The 18,118-nt window shown below is 72.1% G+C and carries 17 protein-coding genes; 8 read left to right on the top strand and 9 right to left on the bottom strand.

Annotation, left to right across the window (positions count from 1 at the left end; all coding sequences use genetic code 11):
• Nucleotides 1-143: 143 nt before the first annotated feature.
• Nucleotides 144-716, top strand: a complete 573-nt coding sequence (locus AMA02S_RS21535; protein WP_067461137.1) for a MarR family winged helix-turn-helix transcriptional regulator — start codon at nucleotides 144-146, stop codon at nucleotides 714-716.
• Between the two features lie 49 nt (nucleotides 717-765).
• Nucleotides 766-1,698: an LLM class flavin-dependent oxidoreductase gene (locus AMA02S_RS21530; protein WP_067461136.1), complete on the top strand. Its 933-nt coding sequence runs from the start codon at nucleotides 766-768 to the stop codon at nucleotides 1,696-1,698.
• 145 nt (nucleotides 1,699-1,843) lie between these two features.
• Here the strand turns inward: AMA02S_RS21530 and AMA02S_RS21525 are convergent, their stop codons facing one another.
• The 3 genes from AMA02S_RS21525 to AMA02S_RS21515 are packed head-to-tail and all read right to left on the bottom strand — an operon-like array spanning nucleotide 1,844 to nucleotide 5,061.
• Nucleotides 1,844-2,722, bottom strand: a complete 879-nt coding sequence (locus tag AMA02S_RS21525; RefSeq protein WP_245667701.1) for a fumarylacetoacetate hydrolase family protein — start codon at nucleotides 2,720-2,722, stop codon at nucleotides 1,844-1,846.
• Complete coding sequence (locus AMA02S_RS21520; RefSeq protein WP_067461135.1) at nucleotides 2,723-3,625, bottom strand: DODA-type extradiol aromatic ring-opening family dioxygenase; 903 nt, start codon at nucleotides 3,623-3,625, stop codon at nucleotides 2,723-2,725. It abuts the gene before it with no gap.
• Nucleotides 3,613-5,061 (bottom strand): aldehyde dehydrogenase, encoded by a 1,449-nt coding sequence (locus tag AMA02S_RS21515; RefSeq protein WP_067461134.1) that lies wholly within the window; start codon nucleotides 5,059-5,061, stop codon nucleotides 3,613-3,615. Before AMA02S_RS21515 ends, AMA02S_RS21520 begins: the two co-directional genes overlap by 13 nt.
• 107 nt (nucleotides 5,062-5,168) lie before the next feature.
• Between AMA02S_RS21515 and AMA02S_RS21510 the strand changes: the two genes are divergently transcribed.
• The 3 genes from AMA02S_RS21510 (at nucleotide 5,169) to AMA02S_RS21500 (ending at nucleotide 7,686) form a co-directional block, all read left to right on the top strand.
• Complete coding sequence (locus tag AMA02S_RS21510) at nucleotides 5,169-6,641, top strand: aldehyde dehydrogenase (protein WP_067461133.1); 1,473 nt, start codon at nucleotides 5,169-5,171, stop codon at nucleotides 6,639-6,641.
• Nucleotides 6,638-7,336, top strand: coding sequence for a gamma-glutamyl-gamma-aminobutyrate hydrolase family protein (locus AMA02S_RS21505; RefSeq protein WP_067461132.1), 699 nt, complete (start codon nucleotides 6,638-6,640; stop codon nucleotides 7,334-7,336). The genes AMA02S_RS21510 and AMA02S_RS21505 overlap by 4 nt, the downstream gene beginning before the upstream one ends.
• Before the next feature lie 92 nt (nucleotides 7,337-7,428).
• The gene (locus tag AMA02S_RS21500; protein WP_067461131.1) at nucleotides 7,429-7,686 is read left to right on the top strand and encodes a hypothetical protein; all 258 of its coding nucleotides are present in this window, start codon (nucleotides 7,429-7,431) and stop codon (nucleotides 7,684-7,686) included.
• 4 nt (nucleotides 7,687-7,690) lie between these two features.
• Here the strand turns inward: AMA02S_RS21500 and AMA02S_RS21495 are convergent, their stop codons facing one another.
• Together AMA02S_RS21495 and AMA02S_RS21490 are read right to left on the bottom strand one after the other, a co-directional pair.
• Entirely contained in the window at nucleotides 7,691-8,398 is a 708-nt protein-coding gene (locus AMA02S_RS21495) for a type 1 glutamine amidotransferase (RefSeq protein ID WP_067461130.1), read from the bottom strand.
• A gap of 57 nt (nucleotides 8,399-8,455) precedes the next feature.
• On the bottom strand, nucleotides 8,456-9,979 hold the full coding sequence (locus AMA02S_RS21490) for a carboxyl transferase domain-containing protein (RefSeq protein ID WP_067461129.1): 1,524 nt from the start codon (nucleotides 9,977-9,979) through the stop codon (nucleotides 8,456-8,458).
• A gap of 75 nt (nucleotides 9,980-10,054) precedes the next feature.
• Between AMA02S_RS21490 and AMA02S_RS21485 the strand changes: the two genes are divergently transcribed.
• Entirely contained in the window at nucleotides 10,055-11,470 is a 1,416-nt protein-coding gene (locus AMA02S_RS21485) for an amidase (protein WP_067461128.1), read from the top strand.
• A gap of 12 nt (nucleotides 11,471-11,482) precedes the next feature.
• On the opposite strand, the gene AMA02S_RS21480 is transcribed toward AMA02S_RS21485, so the two are convergent.
• Nucleotides 11,483-12,844, bottom strand: a complete 1,362-nt coding sequence (locus tag AMA02S_RS21480) for a sensor histidine kinase (RefSeq protein ID WP_084265443.1) — start codon at nucleotides 12,842-12,844, stop codon at nucleotides 11,483-11,485.
• A 592-nt stretch (nucleotides 12,845-13,436) separates the two neighbouring features.
• Between AMA02S_RS21480 and AMA02S_RS21475 the strand changes: the two genes are divergently transcribed.
• Complete coding sequence (locus AMA02S_RS21475; protein WP_067461127.1) at nucleotides 13,437-14,702, top strand: serine/threonine-protein kinase; 1,266 nt, start codon at nucleotides 13,437-13,439, stop codon at nucleotides 14,700-14,702.
• A gap of 45 nt (nucleotides 14,703-14,747) precedes the next feature.
• On the opposite strand, the gene AMA02S_RS21470 is transcribed toward AMA02S_RS21475, so the two are convergent.
• Nucleotides 14,748-15,866 carry a PP2C family protein-serine/threonine phosphatase gene (locus tag AMA02S_RS21470; RefSeq protein ID WP_084265442.1) on the bottom strand — a complete coding sequence of 373 codons (1,119 nt, stop codon included), beginning with the start codon at nucleotides 15,864-15,866 and terminating at the stop codon, nucleotides 14,748-14,750.
• Between the two features lie 200 nt (nucleotides 15,867-16,066).
• On the opposite strand from AMA02S_RS21470, the gene AMA02S_RS42045 reads away from it, so the two are divergent.
• Nucleotides 16,067-16,297: a hypothetical protein gene (locus AMA02S_RS42045; protein WP_067461126.1), complete on the top strand. Its 231-nt coding sequence runs from the start codon at nucleotides 16,067-16,069 to the stop codon at nucleotides 16,295-16,297.
• Between the two features lie 51 nt (nucleotides 16,298-16,348).
• Here AMA02S_RS42045 and AMA02S_RS21460 read toward each other — a convergent pair whose 3' ends face one another.
• Both AMA02S_RS21460 and AMA02S_RS21455 read right to left on the bottom strand, forming a co-directional pair.
• Nucleotides 16,349-16,825 (bottom strand): ribose-5-phosphate isomerase, encoded by a 477-nt coding sequence (locus AMA02S_RS21460; protein WP_067461125.1) that lies wholly within the window; start codon nucleotides 16,823-16,825, stop codon nucleotides 16,349-16,351.
• Between the two features lie 60 nt (nucleotides 16,826-16,885).
• On the bottom strand, nucleotides 16,886-18,088 hold the full coding sequence (locus AMA02S_RS21455) for a hypothetical protein (protein ID WP_067461124.1): 1,203 nt from the start codon (nucleotides 18,086-18,088) through the stop codon (nucleotides 16,886-16,888).
• Nucleotides 18,089-18,118: the final 30 nt, after the last annotated feature.

Below are 18,118 nucleotides of genomic sequence, written 5' to 3'. Positions count from 1 at the left end.
GTGCGAGCCTCCGCATGATTGTTTGGGCCCGCACGATATGTGGAATCGCACGGATCGTACGGGCTCAAACGATAACTGACAACGGTAGATTCTGACTTGGCCCGCGGGAAGAAGTCCGCGCCGGGCCCCACGGAAGGACGTACGTGACCGGGCATCACACACTGCAAGAGACCGAACAGGCCATCCAGCGGCGGCTCGGCGACGTGCCCCTGCGGCACGACGCGATGATGGCGGTCTCCAACATCTACCGGGCCGCCGCGGCGATCCGGCAGCACTTCGAGAGTTCGGTGCTGCGCGGCGCCGACCTCACCTGGACCTCCTTCGTCGTGCTCTGGGTGGTGTGGATCTGGGACGAGATGGAGACGCGCCACGTCGCGGAGGAGGCGGGCATCTCCAAAGGGACGCTGACGGGTGTCGTGAAGACGCTGGAGGGGCGCGGGCTCATCGAGCGGGGCTCGCACGCGACGGACGGGCGGCTCGTCCTGCTGCGGCTGACCGACAAGGGACAGGAGCTGATGTGCGTGCTGTTCCCGGCCTTCAACGCAGAAGAGGCGTTCGTGGTGGAACGGTTGAACGGGGACGAGAACCGCAACCTGGCGCAGACCCTTCGGTCCGTCGTCGAGCACCTGGAGGAGGAGGGCGAGGCGCGGCGCACCACCCTGCGGGCCGCGTCTCCCCCGCCCCCGCGCCGCTCCGGCAGGCGCCCCCGTAGCTGACCCTCCCGTCCCCTTGTGGGCATGTCGTTTGGGTCCGTACGATAGTCCGATGACGCCACGCTTCGTACTCGTGCTGAGCGAGAACTGGACGATGACCACCGGCCGCGACCTGCCCACTCTCGTCCGCTGGGCGCGGGAGGCCGAGGACGCCGGATTCGACGCCGTCATGGTCAGCGAGCACGTCGTGCTCGGCCCCGACGCGGGCGCGGACGGTGTGATGGGCAACCCGCGCGAGTACGCGCTGCCCGGCAACCAGGACCCGTTCACTCCCTGGCCGGGCTCGCTGATGCTGCTCAGCGCGATCGCCTCCGTCACCACCCGGATCCGGCTCGCCGCGGCGGCCGTGCTGGCCCCGCTGAAGCACCCGCTCGCGCTGGCCCGCGACATCGGCACGCTGGACCTGCTGTCGGAGGGGCGCCTCGTCGTCCAGCCGACCGTGAGCTGGAGCCGGGACGAGTACGCGGCGATGAACGTGCCGTTCGGGAAGCGGGGCAGGATCCTCGACGAGCAGCTGGAGATCTGGGAGCTGCTCTGGCGCGGGTCGCCCGTCTCCTACAGCGGTGAGCACTTCTCCTTCGAGAACGTCTACTTCGAGCCGCGCGCCTACCGCCCTGACGGGCCGCGCATGTGGTTCGGCGGGCAGCACATGCACGCCAAGCTCCTCCACCGGCTGGTGAAGTACGGCCACGGCTTCCACCCGCTCGGCCACCCGACGCCGGAGGATCTGGAGCAGCTCGCCTCGGCGATGACGGCGGCCGGACGCGACATCGCCGACCTGGAGCGCATCGGGGGATGCCGCCCGGTGTTCCCCGACGACGACTCCGTGTCGCCCCTCGCCCCGGCGCTGGAGGGCATCCCCGGGAAGATCGCGCAGGGGTTCACGACGTTCTGCATCAAGCCGTCCCAGTTCACCGACGACCCCGACGGCGTCGGCGCGTTCTGCCGCGAGGTCGTCAAGCGCACCGACGCCCTCCTGTCCTAAGCCAGGCCTGTCCTGAGCCGGACCTAGCCTGGGGCCGGAACCGCCTTGGGCCGGAACCCGGCCTGTGCCGGAACGGCACGATGCCGGTCAGGCCGCCGTCACGGTGTTACCCGACGGTGGCCTGACCGGCGCTGATCCGACCGTGCTATCGGCGGGGGGCACGGATGCCCCGGAACTCCCAGTCACCGCCGAAGGTCGTGGAGATGACCTCCTCGGACTCGGTCGGCTGCGCGCCGCAGTCGTCCCGGACCGGGACCGGACCGGTGACGATGTGGTTGCGGAGCCGCCCGAGGCCCTCGGCCTCGACCTCGACGACGTCGCCCGGCTGGACGGGACGGGAGTTGGCGGGCGTCCCCGACAGCAGCACGTCCCCCGGGTAGAGGGTGATCGTGCGGGCGATGTCGGCGACGAGGTAGTGCATGTCCCACTCCATCTCGTCGGTGCTGCCGTCCTGCACCAGCTCACCGTTGACGTAGGTGCGCAGGTACTTGCCGCGGAAGTCCCAGCCGGTGACGAGGCCGGGGCCCAGCGGGCACAGCGTGTCGGAGCCCTTGACCCGCAGCATCGAGCCGGCGTCGGTGTCCCGGAAGTCGTGCAGGCCGTAGTCGTTGGCGACCGTGTAGCCCGCGATGTAGTCGCCCGCCTCCTTCGGCGACACGTTGCGCGCCGTCCGTCCGATGACGATCGCGATCTCACCCTCGTAGTTGAGGTACTTGCAGCGCTCCGGCCGGACGACCGCGCCGCCGTGCGCGTTCAGCGCCGAGATCGGCTTGTGGAAGAACGTGGGAGCGGGCGGGAGCGAGGTCTGGAACTCCTCCACACGGCTGCGGTGGTTGAGGTGCACCGCGACCACCTTGGACGGCTCGCACGGCGGCAGGTGGACGGCGTCCTCCGCGCGCACACGCCGGCCGTCCGCGCTGACGAGCTCGTCGCCGTCGCGGATCACCTGCGTGGCGGCTCCTTCGAGGAGGATGCGCCGGTACTCGGAGGTCTGGGGGTCGCTCCCCAGGCGGGCACTGCTCACTTAGCTGGTCCATCCGTTCTCGGGGCGGTCGAACCAGATGTGCACCTGGCCGGTTCCGACAGAGTTCTCATACTCGCTGTAGAGGCGTCCAGGGGCCGTACAGGCGTGTTCCCCCAGGGCGCCGATCATCATGAGGTAGTGGCCGAAGCGGGCCTCCGGCTTGAAGGTCAGGAACTCCGGCATGGTGTTCAGGACGCGGGCGTGATCACCGTCCCGCAGCCAGCCGATGCGCTCCTCGTCGGCGGCCCGCGCCGCGGGCGTGAAGATGTGCTCGGGCCCGGCCGCCTCGTGGTCGCGGATGACGCGCAGCGGCCAGAACGTGTGCGAGAGGGCCCCGGACGCGATCAGCAGGACACGGCGGTCGCTGGCGGCGATCGCGTCGCCCAGGGCGCGGCCGAGGCGCAGGAAGTCCTCGGTGTCGGCGGTCTGGCAGACGCCGATCGAGATCCACCGCTTGCCGGGGTCGCCCAGGTAGGGGTTGTCGCGCACGCCGAGGTGCGTCCACAGGTTGACGGTGGCGTAGTAGATCGGCAGGTACGGGTCGTCGATCGGGGTAATGTACGTCCCGTGCTTGCCGGCGTAGTCGGCGACCGCGCGGGCCAGCTCGGGGTCGCCGGGGATGTCGTACGGCATGCGGGACATGCCGCGCGGCAGCTCCTCGGACGTGTAGAGCCCGGCCCTGCGGTCGTGGGCCGTGGTGACGAACTCGACCGTGGTCGCCCAGTGGGAGTCCAGGAGGACCACGGTGTCGTAGTCGTCGCGCTCGAAAACGTCCTTGCGGAGCCTCTGGAGGCCGGGGACGAGGGTGGTGTCCTCGCCGTGGTTGAGCTCGCGCCGCGTCACCTCGGGCAGCACGATCGTGGGAACGTGCGCGAGGAGCCCCGCGCCGACTACTTCGCCCATGGTGCCGTCACCGTGTTCTTCACGTCGCAGTAGAAGTCGAAGCTCCAGTCGCCGCCCTCGCGGCCCACGCCCGACTGCCGGGCTCCGCCGAAGGGGGCTTGGAGGTCGCGGACGAAGAAGCAGTTGACCCAGACGGTCCCGGCCACGAGCTGCTCGGTGACACGGCGCGCGCGCTCCGGGTCACCAGTGGCGAGGGTGGCGGCCAGACCAAAGCGGGTACCGTTCGCCATCGCGACGGCCTGCTCCTCGGTATCGAACGTCTGGAGCGTCAGGACGGGGCCGAAGACCTCTTCGGTGAGGATCTCGGCATTCTCCGAAGCACCGGAGAAGAGGGTCGGCCGGTAGTACAAGCCGCCCAGGTCATCGTTCGGGCCGCCGCCGATCAGTGCGCGCGCCCCCGCATCCTTGGCCCGCTGGACGAAGCCGTCCACGCGCTCCAAGTGCTTGCGGTGGACCTGCGGGCCGAGGTCGGTCGCCTCGTCGCGCGGGTCGCCCTGCTTGATGCGGCCTGCCTTCTCGATGAACCGCTGAGTGAACTCGTCCGCGATGGACGACTCGACCAGCAGCCGGGTCGCCGACAGGCAGACCTGCCCGGCGTTGTCGTACTGCTCCACCGCCAGGTCGACGGCGAGGTCGAGATCGGCGTCGGCGAAGACGAGCAGCGGCGACTTGCCGCCGAGCTCCAGCGACAGCGGCGTCAGGTTGGCCGCGGCGGACGCGGCGATGATCCTTGCGGTCGGCACGGACCCGGTGAAGCTGATCCGCTTGACGTCCGGGTGCGCGGTCAGCGGCCCGCCGACCTCCGCCCCGTAGCCCTGGACGACGTTGAACACTCCGGCCGGCAGCCCGGCCTCGGCCGTGATGTCGGCGAGGAGGGAGGCGGTCAGCGGCGTCCACTCGGCCGGTTTGAGGACGACCGTGTTCCCGGCGGCCAGCGCGGGAGCGATCTTCCAGGTGGCCAGCATCAGCGGGGCGTTCCACGGGGTGATCAGGGCGCTGACGCCCGCCGGGTCCCAGCTGACGTGGTTGGTGTGGCCGCGCGTCTCGAAGTCCTCGTGGCCGAGCTTGAGCAGCCAGTCGGCGAAGAACCGGAAGTTGTGCGCGACACGCGGCATGACGCCGCGCCGGTGCGAGCGGATCAGCGCGCCGTTGTCGGCCGTCTCGACCTGCGCCAGTTCCTCGATCCGCTTCTCCACGCCGTCGGCGATCGCGTGCAGCAGCCGGGCGCGCTCCTCCCGGCTGGTGCGGGCCCAGGCGGGAAACGCCCGGCGCGCGGCGTCCACCGCGGCCTCGGCCTCTCGTGCCCCACCCCGGGCGATCTCGGCGATCGGCTGCTCGTCGATCGGCGAGACGTCGGTGAAGGATGTGGCGGAGGCCACACGCTCACCGCCGATCCAGTGCCGGGGTTCGACGGCGACGCCCGCGACTGTTGCCATCGGTGCACCTCCAGTTTGTTTGGTCCCAAATAATCTAGGAAGCGGGATGGCGGCGGTCAAGCCGTCCCGGCTAATGTTCGGGTTCAAACGACTTTAGAGGAGGGCCCGTGACCGACGTCCCGTACGAGGATTGGCGCGCCCGTGCCGCCGGGCTCGTCCCGCACACCGGCCACCACATCGACGGCGCGTTCCAGGACGGGCCCGAGACGACCCCGGTCGTCGCACCCCGCGACGGGCGGACGATCGCGCACGTCGCGTCCGCCGGCACCGCCCAGGTGGACGGCGCCGTCGCCGCCGCGCGCCGCGCCTTCGACACCGGTCCCTGGCCCCGGCTGGCACCCGCCGAGCGCAAGGCGGCCCTGCTGCGCTGGGCCGATCTCGTCGAGCGCGACCGGGAGACCCTCGCGCTGCTGGTCAGCCTCGAAATGGGCAAGCCGATCACCGACGCCTACGGGATCGAGCTGCGTGCGCTGATCGGCTGCCTGCGCTGGTACGCCGAGGCCGCCGACAAGCAGCTGGACGAGTCGCCTCGCGGGTCCGCCTCGTCCCTCGCGCTGGTGACGCGCGAGCCGGTCGGCGTCGTCGGGGCCGTCGTGCCGTGGAACTTCCCGCTGACGATGGCGGCGTGGAAGATCGCCCCCGCACTGGCGACGGGCTGCACGGTCGTGCTGAAGCCCGCCGAGGAGTCGCCCCTGTCGGCGCTGCACCTGGCCGCCCTCGGCACCGAGGCCGGCCTCCCGCCCGGTGTGTTCAACGTCGTCAACGGGCCCGGCGAGGTGGCCGGCCGCGCCCTGGGCGAGCACCCCGGCGTGGACGTCCTGGCGTTCACCGGTTCCACCGAGGTCGGCCGGCACTTCCTGCGCTACGCCGCCGCGTCCAACCTCAAGCGGGTGTGGCTGGAACTCGGCGGCAAGTCCCCCAACATCATCCTGCCGGACGCGCCGGACCTGGACGCCGCCGCCGACACCGCCGCCTGGGGCATCTTCTTCAACGCGGGCGAGATGTGCAGCGCGCCGTCGCGGCTGCTCGTCCACCGCTCGGTCGCCGACCGCGTCCTGGACCGGATCGTGGCGCGCGCCGAGTCGCTGCGGGTGGGCGACCCGCTGGACCCGGCCACCGAGATGGGCCCGCTCGTCTCCACCGCCCACCAGGCCCGGGTGATGGAGCACATCGAGGCCGCCCGAGCATCCGGCGCCCGCCTGCGCGCCGGGGGCGGCGTGGACGGCCGGTTCCTCGCTCCCACCGTCTTCGACCAGGTCAAGCCGGAGATGCGGGTGGCCCGCGAGGAGATCTTCGGGCCGGTACTGGCCGTCCTTGAGTTCGACGACCTGGACGAGGCGGTCACGCTCGCCAACGACACCGAGTACGGTCTCGCCGCCGCCGTCTGGACCTCCGACCTGTCCACCGCGCACCGTGTGTCCCGTGCCCTGCGCGCAGGGACGGTCTGGGTCAACTGCTACGAAGAGGGCGACATGAGCGTGCCGTTCGGCGGGGTGAAGCAGTCCGGCCACGGGCGTGACAAGTCCCTGCACGCCCTGGACAAGTACACCGACCTCAAGACGACCTGGATCGAGCTGTGAGGCCCCTGATCGCGATCCCCGCCCGTTTCTCCGCGAACGCGTCCGCGCTGCGGTACGCGGCGGAGGTGGCGGCGCGCGCCCTGGTGGAGGCCGTCTATCGGGCGGGCGGCGAGCCGTTCGTCATGCACCCGGCGGCGCCGTTCGACGCGTCCCGGCTGGAGCGGTGCGACGGTGTCCTCCTACCCGGCGGTGGCGACCTGCACCCCCGCCACTACGGCGCGACGTCCGAGCACGAGGCCCTCTACGACGTGGACGAGCAGCAGGACGGCTTCGACCTCGCCCTCGCGTCCCACGTCCTGGAGACGGGCCTGCCCACGCTCGCGGTCTGCCGGGGATTCCAGGTGGTGAACGCGGTGCTGGGCGGCACGCTCAACCAGCACATGGAGCGTGACCATCGTCACAAGGTCCACCCGGTGGCCGTCTCCCCCGGCAGCCTGCTGGCCAAGATCCTCGACACCGAGGAGACGATGGCCTCCTGCTACCACCACCAGTCGACCGCGGCGCTGGCCCCGGCGCTGACGCCCACCGCCCATTCGGCGGACGGAACGGTCGAGGCCGCCGAACTGGCCGATCCGCGCGGCTGGTTCCTGGCCGTCCAATGGCACCCGGAGGACACCGCTGCGACGGACCGCGCACAGCAGTCCCTTTTCAACGCTTTGGTGCGCGCTTCCGCTGGTCACGGTCACGCGCTGTAAGGGATTGCCACGATGCGCAGCCAAGTTGATCTCTGACAGAATGCAATACGAAGAAAGGCGTGGGAAAACCCAGGGACAGGACAGCTAACGATATGACGGACACAGTGGGGCGATGCATCGGCTTCAAGATCGCGGTCTATGTCCTCACCGCGGTCCTGTGCGGGATCGGTCTCGCGGCTTTCGCCGCGCTCATACCCCGAGGCCGCCGGCACCGCCGCGGCGCCCATCATCTCCCCCGCCGCCGCGAGGCGCGCGCCAGGAGCATCTCGCCCCCGGCCCTGACGCCGGAAAGGGCGACCGCCGTCCCGGAGGCCGCGGCGAACGGATCTCCGGCGCCCGTCGCCATCTGATCGCCTAGCGGGCCCTGGCCGCCACCTGAGCGAGGAAGGCGTCCACCAGCGCGTGGGTGCGGCGAGCCGAGTCGGCCTCGGTGCGACGGACCTCCTCCAGGACGGCCTCGGGGTCGACACCCTCGGCGCGCATGTGGGCGTCTCCGCCGTGCGTCAGCCAGCTTTCGAGCTCGGTGGGGGTGATCTCCGGATGGAACTGCAGCCCCATCGAGCGGCCGAGCACGAACGCCTGGGAGCTGACCGCGTTCCGTGCGATCTCGACGGCACCGGGCGGGAGGCGCCAGCGGTCGTAGTGGAACTGGAACCAGGGGCCTGAGGCCACCAGGGAGGGGTCGTCGGTCTCGACGTCCACCCAGCCCATCTCGGGACGCGGGGCGCGCTCGACGGCGCCGCCCAGCGCGGCGGCGAGGGCCTGGCCGCCGAAGCAGATGCCGAGGATCGGGACGCCGGCGGCGTGGGCCTTGTCGAGCATGGCCAGTTCGGGGGTCACCCAGGACGCGACACCGGGATCGTTCACCGACCAGGGGGAGCCCATCGGGATGATCAGGTCCCAGTCGAGAGGGTCGGGGTAGTCGAACTCCACATCCGGGGTGTGGTGGTGTTCGGCGCTGACGACCACGCGTTCTTCCAGGTCGAAGCCTCGATCGGTCAGGCGCTCACCCACGGGGCCGGCGAATGACAGATGGTCGTGGTGGATGAGCAGGGCACGCACCGGGGGGCCTCCTTGGGGGTCGTCACCAGAGATCGTACGTACCCAAACGAAATATGGTCAACGGGAAAGGGCCCGGTAGCGGTCCTGTCGGGCGCCACCCGGCCGGAGGCCGGACAACTCGTACTCGATCGCGGCGGCGGCGCGGCGGCAGAACGCCACCGGCTCGTCGGCCGCGTCCGGGAGTTCGCCGACGAGCACGTCCGCCAGGCCGGCGCGCAGCAGATCCGCCGAGCGTACGCCCTGGACGGCGGCCACCTCCGGCGCCCTGTCGGGCGTGCGGTGGACGATCAGGGACGCGCCCTCGGGCGGGAGCGGGGACAGCCAGCCGTGCCGGGCCACCAGGACACGGTCGGCCGGAAGGAGGGCCAGGGCCGCGCCGCCGGTCCCCTCGCCGAGCAGAAGGCACAGCGTCGGCGCGGGGAGGGTGATCAGGTCGGCCAGGCAGCGGGCGATCTCCCCGGCCAACCCGCCCTCCTCCGCCTCGACCGACAAATTCGCGCCCGGCGTGTCCACCACCGTGACCAGCGGTAGGCCCAGCTCGGCCGCCAGCCGCATGCCACGGCGGGCGACCTGGAGACCGGCGGGCCCGAGAGGATGCCCGCCACGCTGGCTCAGGCGGTCCTGGGCGACGACGACGCACGGCGCGTCACCGAAGCGGGCCAGGGCGAGCAGCAGGCCGCGTTCCGCTTCGCCCTGCCCCGTGCCGGAGAGCGGTGTCACGTGGGTCGCGCCCTGGCGGAGCAGATCCCGCGCGCCCGGACGGTCGGGGCGACGCGACCGCTCGATCGAGTCCCACGCCGGATCGTCGCAGGGCGGATGCGGTGGATGCGGTGGTGGAGGCGGTGGCCGCGGGCGGCCGGGCGGCCTCGCGCACAGGACGTCCAGGACGCCGGACGCCACCGACGCGAGATCGTCCAGGCCCACCACGGCGTCCACCAGGCCCTTGGCGGCGAGGTTCTCGGCGACCTGGACGCCTTCCGGGAACGGCTCGCCGCGCAGCCCCTCGTACACCCGGGGGCCGAGAAAGCCGATGAGCGCGCCCGGCTCCGCGGCGGTCACGTGCCCGAGCGACCCCCAGGACGCGAAGACCCCGCCGGTCGTGGGATGCCGCAGGTAGACCAGGTAGGGCAGCCCCGCGGCGCGGTGCGCCATCACGGCGGCGGTGATCCGGGCCATCTGGACGAACGCCGCCGTGCCCTCCTGCATCCGGGTCCCACCCGAGGCCGGGGCGGCCAGCAGCGGCACCCCCTCCGCGGTGGCGCGCTCGACGGCGGTGACGATCCGGTCGGCGGTGGCGAGCCCGATCGAGCCCGCCAGGAAGCGGAACTCCGACACGACGAACGCCACCCGCCGGCCGCGCAGCCGGCCCGAGCCCGTGAGAACGGCCTCGTCGCAGCCGCTTGTCTCGCGGGCGGCGGCAAGGTCCCTGCCGTAGGCGGAGTCCGGTTCCGCGACGGCGGCCGGAGCGGTGTCCCAGGACGTCCAATCGCCGCCGTCCAGCACGCGGCCCAGCAGCCCGCGCGCGCCGACCCGATCCGTCACCCGGCCCCTCCGTCGCCTTGGATAGCGTCCAACTTGCATGATGTCCTCCCTGCATGATGACGTCGTCACTGGACGGCCGGGCACTCCGGGTGCCCCTCGGGAAGGGAAGACTCCTTGTCGGATGAGATCCACTACCTCTCGGCGCGCGGGCTGGCACGGCGGCTGCGGGCCCGCGAGCTGTCGGCGCGCGAGGTCGTCCAGGCGCATCTCGACCGGATCGAGGAGACGAACCCCCACGTCAACGCCGTCGTCACGCTGGTCGCCGAGCGGGCGCTGGAGCAGGCCCGCGCGGCCGACGAGCGGTTGGCCTCGGGCGCCGAGGTCGGGCCGCTGCACGGACTGCCGGTCGCCCACAAGGACACCCACGCCACCGCGGGCATCCGGACGACGTCCGGCTCCCCGATCTTCGCCGACCATGTGCCCACCACCGACGACCTGGTCATCGAGCGGATGCGCGCCGCCGGGGTCATCACGCTGGGCAAGACCAACGTGCCGGAGTTCGCCGCCGGGTCGCACACGTTCAACCCGGTCTTCGGCCTGACCCGCAATCCCTACGACCTCGCGCGGTCGGCGGGCGGGAGCAGCGGCGGCGCGGCTGCGGCGCTGGCATGCGGAATGCACCCGCTGGCCGACGGCAGCGACATGGGCGGCTCGCTGCGCAACCCGGCGTCGTTCTGCAACGTCGTCGGGTTCCGCCCGTCGCCCGGGAGGGTCCCGTCCTGGCCGGTGCCGGCGGGCTGGGCGACGATGGGCGTGCAGGGGCCGATGGCCCGCGATGTCGCGGACGTGGCGCTGCTGCTGTCGGTGCTCGCCGGGCCCGACCCGCGGAGCCCGATCGCGCTGGAGACGCCCGGCGCGGCGTTCGCCGGCCCGCTCGACGGCGGCCTCGCGGGGATGCGGCTGGCGTGGTCGCCCGACCTCGGCGGGACGGTGCCCGTCGATCCCGCCGTCACCGGCGTCCTCGAACCGGCCGTCAAGGTCTTCGCCGACCTCGGGGGCACCGTGGAGGAGGCGTGCCCCGACCTGTCAGGCGCCGACGAGGTGTTCCGGACGCTGCGGGCCTGGCAGTGGGACCTGTCCCTCGGCCCGCTGCTGGAGACCCGCCCGGACGATCTCAAGCCCGCGCTCCGGGAGAACATCGAGGCCGGCCGGGCCCTGTCGGGCGGCGATGTCGGACGCGCGGAGGTCCTGCACACGGCGCTGTTCCACCGCGTCCGCGCGTTCTTCGGCCGGTACGACGCGCTGCTCCTGCCGGTCAGCCAGGTGCCGCCGTTCGACGCGTCCGCCGAGTACCCGCAGGAGGTCGCGGGGCGCCCGATGCCCGACTACCTGGAGTGGATGCGGTCCTGCTACCTCATCTCGGCCACCGGCTGCCCCGCCCTGTCGGTGCCGGCCGGATTCACCCGGGACGGGCTCCCGATCGGCCTGCAGATCGTCGGTCCGCACCACGCGGACCTCGCCGTCCTGCGGATCGGGCACGCGTTCGAGCAGACGACTCGCCACGCCCTCCGCCGTCCCGTGCTGCCGTAGCGCCTGGAAGGCTCAGGGGGCCAGCGGGACGCGGAGGATGAGGCGCGCCCCGTCGTCCCCGGCGGCGACGAGCGTGCCCCCGTGGGCCTGGGCGATATCGCGGGAGATCGTCAGGCCGAGACCGGTGCCGCCGCGGTCGCGCCTGCGGCCCTCGGCCAGCCGGTGGAACCGCCAGAAGACGCGCTCGCGTTCTTCGGGCGGGATGCCCGATCCGTCGTCGGCGACCACGACGACCGCGTCCCGCTCCTGCGCGGCGGCGGTCACCCGAACCCGGGACGCGGCGTGCCGCTCGGCGTTGTCGAGCAGGTTCGTCAGCAGCCTGACCATGTGGTCGCGGTCGGCCAGGATCACGATGTCCTCGCCCACCTCGACCTCGACCGGGACGCGCCGGACACGCCGCGTCGCCTCGGCGCTGACCAGCGCGCCGAGGTCCACTCGCTCCCGCTCGGCGTGCACGCCCGCACCGAGCTTGGCGAGGATCAGCAGGTCGGTCACGATGCCCTGGAGCCGGTCGGCGTCGCTGAGCGCCATCCGGGCGACCGTCGGCCAGTCCTCGTCCTCGGGGTGTTCCAGCGCCACTTCGAGCTGGGCGCGCAAGCCCGCCAACGGACTGCGCAGTTCGTGCGAGACGTCCGCGACGAAGCCGCGCTGGCGGATCAGGACGTCCTCCAGCCGGCCCAGGGTCACGTTCACCGACTTGGCCAGGTCGGAGACCTCGTCGACCGGGTCGGGGACGGTGACGCGGCGGTCGGTGTCGCCGCCGGTGATGTCGGCCAGTTCCCCGCTCATCTCCCGCACCGGCCGCAGCGCCCGCCGCACCGCGGACGCCACGATCCACCCGACCGCGGCGGTGGCGAGCAGCACCGTGGCGGCGAGCGCGGCGACGAAGAAGTTCTTGTTGCGGGTGAGCTCGGTGATCGGCGCACCGGCGTGCACGGTGCGGAGCCCGGACGGGCCCCGGACCCGCTGGCTGACCACGAAGACATCGGCCGCCACGCCGGGCACATGCACGGTCTGGGTCACGGGCCGGTCAGGCACGGGGGGCACGGGAACGTCCAGCGCGGGACGGCCGCGCAGCGCGTCGCTTGCGGCGATCACGTCGCCCCGCTCGTCCACGACCTGGAGCAGCGAGAAGTCGGCGTCCTGGACGGGGAGGAGGCCGTGCGGGTCTCCGTTGCGGACGATCGCGGCCACGTCGGCGACGGCCAGGACCCCGCGGGTGCGCAGCTCCTCGAAGACCGTGTGCCGGACGGCCTGGTAGAGCAGGATCACGCCGATGGTCAGCAGGAGCCCGACGATCAGGGTCGCGGCAACGGTCACGCGGGTCCGGACCGACCAGCACGAGGGTGACAGCCACTTCCCCAGAATCGGCACCGCGGCGCCCCTCCTCCTTCCCAGCGCGCGCGGCGGCCGGCGCCGCGCCGCGTTCCAGCGCCTGGGGGGAGTGCGCAAAAGTGGTTCTTACCCGGCCTTGCCCGGTGAAACCTCACGGGCCGGGGGCGGGGCGAGCGTCGCCGGTGACCGGAACGGGCCGTGCCGCACCGTCCCGGTCATCCGGCGGTCCCCGCTGTAAGAGCGCCCCGAACGGCGGAGACGACGAGCGCGGAACTCGCAATATCCATACTGACCCGCAATACCCACTAAGTCAATAGGATTAAGCGGAAATGGACGCCGGTCTCGACCGTGGTACCGGGGACCGATGCCCGCGCGGGTCGGCGCCTCCCACCCCTGGGGTGCCGTCCGCGCGGACATCGCCTTCGGTGCCGCCAGCCGCCCGTCACCCGCGCCGAAGAGGAATCGGCGGGCCGGACCGCTGCCGGAATCCCCACTCTGCACTCCCTTGGTGCACTGAGCACCACATCCACATGACGAAGACGTTTCCACTGTTCGTGCTGCAAGCCGCCATACTTTCCCCACGAACGGGGATGGACGGACGGAAGAGATGCCAGGGAATCGGGACCACCACATGGACGGAGACATTCGGCCCCTCGAACCCGCCGACCCTCGCACGGTCGGCGGGCACACGCTGCTGGGCAGGCTCGGGTCGGGCGGTATGGGCACCGTCTACCTCGGTACCGACCCGGCGTCCGGCGGCCGGGTCGCCGTCAAGACCATCCACCCGCACCTCGCCGACGACCCGTCCTACCGCCGCCGGTTCCGCGACGAGGCCGAACTCGCCGGCCGGGTGGCCTCGTTCTGCACCGCCCGCGTCCTCGCCCACGGCGAGGAGGACGGGCGCCCCTACCTCGTCACCGACTATGTCGGCGGCGTCTCCCTGCACCAGCGCCTCGCCGGGGAGGGGCCGCTCCCCCTCGCCGACCTGCACGGCGTCGCGGTCGGGGTGGCCTCGGCGCTGGCGGCGATCCACGCGGCCGGGCTCGTCCACCGCGATCTGAAACCCGCCAACGTCATGCTGACCCTGTCCGGCTGCCGCGTCATCGACTTCGGCATCGCGCGCAGCCAGGACTCCCACACCGCCACCAACACCACCGGGATGGTGCTCGGCACTCCCGGCTGGATGGCGCCCGAGGTGCTCGTCGGCGGGCCCGCGACCCCGGCCGCCGACATCTTCGCCTGGGGCTGCCTCATCGCCCACGCGGGCACCGGACGGCTCCCGTTCGGCGGCGACGCCGCGTCCCTGCGGGTGACGACTGGAGAACCGGACCTCGCGCACCTTCCCGAGCCGCTGCTCCCCAGCGTCCGCGCCGCGCTGGCCAAGGACCCGGCCGACCGGCCGACCGCGTCCCACCTGATGCTGACGCTGGTCGAGCAGGGGCACAACGGACATGGGGCCGGGCCCGTCCCCACGGCCATCGCCACCTCCTCGACGTCGGCGGACGCGGCGGTCCACGCACCTGCCGCGTCACCGCCCGCCCTGGTCGACCGTTCCGCCGACGACAGCGCGACCAAGGCGTTCACGCCGATCGGGCTGGGACTGGCCGGTGGCCTCTCCTCCACCCGGACCCGGTTGCTGGCCGGCGTCGGAGCCGCGGCCGGGACGGTCATCGTCGGGGCCGTCATCCTCGGCCTCATGGGACACAGGGGTGACTCGAACCCGCCGCCCGCCCCGTCCACGCCGGGCGTCTCCGCGCAGCCGACGAAGAAGGCGGGTGCGCCGCGGCCGCGTGCGTCGCGGCAACAGGTCACCAAGACGCATCAGCCGAAACAGAAGCACCAGAAGCAGAAGGGGAAGGGCAAACCGGGCAAGGGCGGCAAGCGGCAGAAGCGGTAGCGCCGACGACATCGGCGGTGCTCACCGACACCCGGGCCTGTGGGGTCAGGTGCGCCAGATGAGGACGAGCGCGCAGTCGTCGTCGCGGGCCGCCGCCATCGTCTCCACCAGTTCCCGCGCGCCGTGGGCGAAGCCACGCGGGACGAGCCGCTCCGCCTCGCCGAGCAGTCGGTCGATGCCGGCGTCCAGGTCGCTGCCCGGCGACTCCACCAGCCCGTCGGTGTACAGCAGCAACGCGTCGCCGGGACGGAGCTGGCCGCGCTCGGGCACGCAACGCAGGTCGGGGACGACACCGAGGACCACGCCCTTGGCCGGGCTGACCTTCCACTCCCCGGTGGCGGCGTCGAACTGCACCGCGGGCGGGTGCCCGGCCGACTCGACCGTATACTCGCCCGTCTTCAGGTCGACGACGACGTGCACCGCGGTGACGAATCCCTCGTCCCAGCGCTGACGTTGCAGGTAGCCGTTGCACGCGGGCAGGAAACGATCAGTTTGGATCGATCCAAGAAGGCCGCCGAACGCACCGGACAACATCAGTGCTCGGGTGCCGGCGTCCGTGCCCTTACCCGAGACGTCGACCAGCGCGACCTCCAGCGAGGACCCGTCGCAGGTCGAGACCACGAAGTCGCCGCCGAACGAGGAGCCGCCGGCCTGCAGCATCACGACCTGGGAGTCCCAGCCGTCCGGCAACTCGGGCATCTCGCCCTGGCGGAGCAGCCGCTCGCGCAGTTCCAGCAGCATCGAATCGCCGCGCAGTCCCTGGACGCCGAGCTTCTGCCGGGTACGCGCCAGCGTCAGCGCCAGCACCGTCGTGATCGCCAGTGTCGCGATCATGCCGGGCCCGATCGCGGCGATGTCGTGCCAGGCGTCGTAGGCCACCATCGCCGCGATGACGCACAGCAGCACGACCAGGCTGCGGACCTTCAGCAGCAGCCCGCCGCCCAGCACGATGAGGACCAGGGCACCGGACGGCGCGAGCCCGCGGGTGTCGGTCGCCGCCGTCACGCCCGTCACGATCGCGAGGACGGCGAGCGCGGCGAACACGTACCGCTCCCTGGTCAGTTTCCCCCGCCGCAGCCATCGGTACAGGCCCACCAGGACGGGGATCCTGCGCAGGATGGCGCGCGCTCTCGGCGGCAGGAGGTGCACCAGTCGTTGCAGCATGACTCCGGCACTGTACCGAGCATCGGCTCCGCCGGGCGGGCATCCGCGCCAGGGGTGACCGGTTGCATCGCTCCAGCCACGTGACATCGACCACCCGGTGAGAGGCCGGAACTTGCCATGATCCCGCCCTGATGGTGTCCAATGTCCTTGAAGACCGGTTCCTCGGAACGGTCTTTCCGAGGGCGGCGAGGAGGCGGCACATGGGACAGTCGGGCATGCGCATCACGGTGGACGCGGCGATGCGGGCACGGGACATCTCCCGTCCGCGGCCCGAGGGCGGGGAGCCCCCGGCCACCGGTCAGGCCGCTGGTTCGTCCGAGGCCGCCCGGGGCGTGGCGGCCGTCAGGAACACCAAGGCCGCCAAGAACGAGCGTCGCCGCCTCGGCAAGCGCGGCGGCCTCCGCAAGCCGCCCACAGAGAACGGCACCTGACACAACGCGCCCCGCAGGCTCCCCTGCCCTCCGAGGGTCCGACCCGTACGGTCAGTTCCCGGACGGCAGCGGCGGAAGCTTGCCGGTCGTCTCGTACTCACCGAGCATCTTGATCCGGCGGGTGTGACGCGACTCCCCGGAGTAGGCCGTGCCGAGGAACAACTCGACGAACCGGGTCGCGGTCGCCGCGTCGTGTTGCCGGGCGCCCAGGCTGATGACGTTGGCGTCGTTGTGCTCCCGGGCGAGCGTCGCGGTGTCCTCGTTCCAGACCAGAGCGGCGCGGACGCCCCGCACCTTGTTCGCCGCCATCGCCTCGCCGTTGCCCGAGCCCCCGAGCACGATCCCGAGCGTCCCGGGCTCGGCCGCGGTCCGCTCGGCGGCCCGCAGCACGAACGGCGGGTAGTCGTCGACGGCGTCGTACTCGAACGCGCCGCAGTCCACGGGCTCGTGCCCGTTCGCCTTCAGCCAGGAGACCAGGTGCTCCTTCAGCTCGAAACCGGCATGGTCAGATCCCAGGAAGACGCGCATAACGCCGATTCTCGCAGGTGGCCGAGGGCGGTGCGGTCACCGGGTCACCAGGTCACCGCGTCACCGGGGCGGCGGGAGCGGCCGGTCGTCATCCTCCGGCCCGGCGTCCATCCTGGCCTCGCCGTCGGACGTCTCGTCCTCGGGCTGGTCGGCCCTCGTCTCGGCCTCCGGCTCGGGCTCCGGCCGCTCCGCCGGCTCGGCGGAGCGAGAAGGCTCGGCGGGTTCGGCGCGGTCGTCGGCGGGCGGCGCGGGCTCGGGCACGGGAAGCGGCGGCGCCTGCGCGGCGGGCGGCGGGGAGGCCGGTGCCGGCGGCTCCTGGAAAGACTGCTGGAAGGGCTGCTGCGGGGGCGCCTGCTGGAATCCCTGGCCCGGCTGCGGCGGGACGGACGCGCCCGGAAACTGCGGAACCTGGGGCGGGACGGGTGTCCCGCCCCATTGCGGCTGCTGTGGCTGCTGGGGTCCCGGCGGGGGGACATACGGGACGGCGGCAGGGTGCTGCGGCGAGAGCCCTTGCCCACCGTGCTGGGGCGGCGCCATCGGGACCCCGTGCTGCATCTGACCCGGCTGCATCTGACCCGGCTGCATCTGACCCGGCTGCATCTGACCCGGCTGCATGGGCGCGCCCGGTTGCGGGTGCATTCCCGGCAGCAGGTGCGCGCCCGAGTGCCCCGGCGCACCGGACGGGACGGGCCCGCTCGGCGGAAGGGTCTGGACGGGCATGGGCTGCTGCTGGGCGTACTGCCGGGGCCGGGTGAAGAGGAAGCCCACCAGCGCGCCGATGCCGGGCAGCCAGCCGTACACCAGGCCGTAGCTCGCACCGTGGCTCATGGTGTTCCAGATGGTCGTGCTGTTCTCCTCTCCGGGAAGGTCCAGGGCCCAGTTGATCAGCGCGCCGAGAAAGATGCCGGACAGCCCACCCGCGACGACCGTGGCCCACCAGCCGGCCACCACCGCGCCGAACAGCCCGCGCTGGGGGTCGATCGCCCGGCATGCGGCCAGCACGAGCAGCGCCAGCAGGACGAAGAACAGCAGCGTTCCAATGTCCACCGCGACGATGAACTTGCCTGGGGCGTGGGTGCTGCCACCGGTGAGGCGCCACTGCGGATATTCGAACCAGCTGACCAGCCGGCCGATGCCGTGGTCGTACTCGAGGTCGCTCTTGCGAATCGCGTCGACGACCCACTGGTTGTTGAACAGCAGGGTGAGCAGGAGCACGGGGGCGAGCGCGCCGCCCGTCATCACGAGGATCCGCCGCGTCGTCATGGCGGGCAGATTAGTGAAGATCTCCGGCGG

Origin of the sequence: Actinomadura macra NBRC 14102 (assembly GCF_001552215.1) — a bacterium.
Lineage (GTDB): Bacteria > Actinomycetota > Actinomycetes > Streptosporangiales > Streptosporangiaceae > Spirillospora > Spirillospora macra.
The sequence above is the reverse complement of the archived record's forward strand: the minus strand, read 5'-3'. Positions and strand labels throughout refer to the sequence as shown.